The organism is Streptomyces sp. NPDC059853 (assembly GCF_042731495.1).
GTDB lineage: Bacteria > Actinomycetota > Actinomycetes > Streptomycetales > Streptomycetaceae > Streptomyces.
Genome location: NZ_JBHWJL010000418.1, coordinates 1 through 3,366 on the forward strand (window position 1 = coordinate 1; position 3,366 = coordinate 3,366).

The 3,366-nt window shown below is 73.0% G+C and carries 3 protein-coding genes; 2 read left to right on the forward strand and 1 reads right to left on the reverse strand.

Features of this window, described 5'->3' with window-relative positions; genetic code table 11:
- The first annotated feature begins 60 nt into the window (after window positions 1-60).
- Window positions 61-1,014, forward strand: a complete 954-nt coding sequence (locus ACFV5N_RS26035) for an NAD-dependent epimerase/dehydratase family protein (RefSeq protein WP_385604455.1) — start codon at window positions 61-63, stop codon at window positions 1,012-1,014.
- Window positions 1,015-1,125: 111 nt separating this feature from the next.
- Complete coding sequence (moeZ, locus tag ACFV5N_RS26040) at window positions 1,126-2,304, forward strand: adenylyltransferase/sulfurtransferase MoeZ (RefSeq protein WP_385604458.1); 1,179 nt, start codon at window positions 1,126-1,128, stop codon at window positions 2,302-2,304.
- Between the two features lie 59 nt (window positions 2,305-2,363).
- Here the strand turns inward: moeZ and ACFV5N_RS26045 are convergent.
- The coding region (locus ACFV5N_RS26045) for an alpha/beta hydrolase (RefSeq protein ID WP_385604460.1) at window positions 2,364-3,366 on the reverse strand (1,003 nt) is incomplete at its 5' end.

Below are 3,366 nucleotides of genomic sequence, written 5' to 3' on the forward strand. Positions count from 1 at the left end.
TCCCCCCATGACCCACCCACCCCATACCCCCCTCCGCACCGGCCGACGGGAGGAGGACCGATGAGAGTTCTGCTGCTGGGCGCAGGCGGCTACATCGGCCGTTTCGTCGCCGAACGGCTCCTCGCCGACCCCGCCGTCCATCTCACCGCGCTGGGCCGCGGCGACGAGGCCGATGTGCGCTTCGACCTCGCCACCGGCAGTCCCGGCGCCCTCACCCGGTTCCTGGACGCGGTGCACCCGGGCGTGGTGATCAACTGCGCCGGTGCCATCCGGGGCACCGCCAGCGAGCTGACCCGGCAGAACACCGTGGCCACCGCCACCGTGTGCGAGGCGGTACGGCGCAGCAGCTGCCGCTCGCGGCTGGTGCACGTGGGCTGCGCGGCCGAGTACGGCCCGTCCCAGCCCGGCTCGTCGATCGCCGAGGACGCGCTGGCGCGGCCCGGCGGCCCGTACGGGGTCAGCAAGCTGGCCGCCACCGAACTCGTCCTGGGCTCCGGCCTGGACGCGATCGTGCTGCGGGTGTTCTCCCCGACCGGGCCCGGCACCCCGGCGGGTTCGCCGCTCGGCCGGCTCGCCGACTCGCTGCGCCGCGCCATGCAGCACGGCGACAGCGAGCTGAAGCTGACCGGGCTCGGCGTGCAGCGGGACTTCGTGGATGTCCGCGACGTCGCCCGCGCCGTGCACGCCGCGACCCTGTCGGCGGCCCAGGGCGTGGTCAACATCGGCACCGGGCACGCGGTACGGCTGCGCGAGGCGGCCACCGCGCTGGCCAGGATCTCCGGCTACGCCGGGGCGCTGCACGAACTGGACGCCCCGCTGGGCCCGCCGCCGCCGCGCGGCCCCGAGCCGTCGGGGCTGCCGTCCCCGCCGCAGCCCGTGCCGTACCCCGACGGCTGCGGTGCCTGGCAGCAGGCGGACGTGCGCACGGCGCGCGACCGGCTGGGCTGGCGGGCGCGGATCGGCCTGGAGGAATCGCTGGCGGACATCTGGATGGAGGCGGCCTGCCGCCTGTAGGACGGCCTTCCGGGACGGGCGTCTCAGGAGTCAGGACGCCCGTCTCGGAATGCGCCACCGCGTGGCACTGTTGTACGGAGAACGTCTGTCCCTTTGACCATCGGAGTCCCCGTGTCGCTGCCACCCCTGGTCGAGCCGGCTGCCGAGCTCACCGTCGACGAGGTCCGCAGGTACTCCCGCCATCTGATCATCCCGGACGTGGGGATGGCGGGACAGAAACGGCTGAAGAACGCCAAGGTGCTCGCGGTGGGTGCCGGCGGGCTCGGCTCGCCCGCGCTGATGTACCTGGCGGCGGCGGGCGTGGGCACGCTCGGCATCGTCGAGTTCGACGAGGTCGACGAGTCCAACCTCCAGCGGCAGATCATCCACAGCCAGGCCGACATCGGCCGTCCCAAGGCCGTCTCGGCCAAGGAGACGGTGCAGGGCATCAACCCGTACGTCCAGGTCAACATCCACGACGAGCGCCTCGACTCGTCCAACGTGATGGACCTGTTCAGCCAGTACGACCTCATCGTCGACGGCACGGACAACTTCGCCACCCGCTACCTGGTCAACGACGCGTGCGTGCTGCTCGGCAAGCCGTACGTCTGGGGCTCCATCTACCGCTTCGACGGCCAGGCGTCGGTCTTCTGGTCCGAGCACGGCCCGTGCTACCGCTGCCTGTACCCCGAGCCGCCGCCGCCGGGCATGGTGCCCTCCTGCGCCGAGGGCGGGGTGCTGGGCGTGCTGTGCGCGTCCGTCGGCTCCATCCAGGTCACCGAGGCGATCAAGCTGCTGACGGGGACGGGCGATCCGCTGGTCGGACGGCTGATGGTCTACGACGCCCTGGAGATGACCTACCGGCAGGTCAAGGTCCGCAAGGACCCCGACTGCGCGGTGTGCGGGGAGAACCCGACGGTCACCGAGCTGATCGACTACGAGGCGTTCTGCGGGGTCGTCTCGGACGAGGCGCAGGCCGCGGCCCAGGACTCCACGATCACTCCGAGGCAGCTCAAGGAGTGGATCGACGCGGACGAGAAGATCGAGATCATCGACGTCCGGGAGCCCAACGAGTACGAGATCGTGTCCATCCCGGGCGCGAAGCTGATCCCGAAGAACGAGTTCCTGATGGGCAGCGCGCTCCAGACGCTGCCGCAGGACCGGCGGATCGTCCTGCATTGCAAGACGGGTGTCCGCAGTGCGGAAGTGCTGGCGGTGCTGAAGAACGCCGGGTTCGCGGACGCCGTGCACGTGGGCGGCGGCGTGATCGGCTGGGTCAACCAGATCGAGCCGGCCAAGCCCGTCTACTGACGGCCGCACGCGCGGTACGACGGCCGGGGCCCGGGCGGGCCCCGGCCGTTCGCGTGCTCTCACGGGCACACGGTGCCGTCCTCGGGGACGGCACCGGCCAGCAGCTGGGCGTGGACGGCGGCGGTCACGCACGGGTCGCCCGAACCGTACGCGCCGTGGCCCTCCCCGTCGTACGTCAGCAGGACGCCGACCCCCGGCCCGAGCGCGTCCCGCATCCGCTCGGCACCGGCGTACGGGGTGGCCGGGTCGCCGGTGGTCGCCAGCAGCAGCACGGGGCGGGCGCCCTCGGCGCGCACCTCGGGCCGGTCGCGCTCGCCGGTGACGGGCCAGCCCTCGCAGGCGAGCAGCCCCCAGGCGAAGTGCTCCCCGAAGACGGGTGAGATCTCCCGGAAGGCGTCCAGCTGCCCGAGGATGTCGTCGACCGTGGGGCGGGAGGCGAAATCGGCGCAGTTGACGGCGCGGTTGGCGGCGTGCAGGTTGCGGTAGCCGCCGTCGGCGGCGCGGCCGTTGTACTGCTCGGCGGCGGCCAGCAGCAGATCGCCCCGGCCCTCGTCGAGTGCCTGCCGCAGCGCGCGGGTGAGGAAGTCCCAGGACTGCGGGGAGTACAGCGTGGACATGATGCCGGTGAAGGCGAGCGACTGGGTGAGCCGGCGCGGCCCCGCGGTGGGCAGGGGCGCCTCGCGCAGCCGCTCCAGCAGGTCCTCGATGGCGCCGGTGGTGGGGCAGCCGGCCGGATCGCCGCAGCCCGCCAGGTAGGTGCCGAGCGCCAGCTCGAACCCCTCGGTCTGCAGCAGCGCGCGCTCCACCACATCCCGGGTCGGGTCGACGACGGCGTCCAGGACGGTGCGTCCCACCCGCCGGGGGAAGAGGTGCGCGTAGACCGCGCCGAGCTTGGTGCCGTAGGAGGCGCCGTAGTAGTGCAGTTGGGCGTCACCGAGCGCCTGCCGCAGCAGATCCAGATCCCGGGCGGCGTCGACAGTGCGCAGATACGGCAGCAGGTCCCCGGCGGCCGCCGCGCAGTCGGCGCCGAGAGCCCGGACGGCGGCGGCCCGTTCCTCGCCC

Bases quoted from the DNA above. Each gene is read 5' to 3' on its own strand.
- ACFV5N_RS26035 (WP_385604455.1), top strand. From the start codon at position 61: ATGAGAGTTCTGCTGCTGGGCGCAGGCGGCTACATCGGCCGTTTCGTC.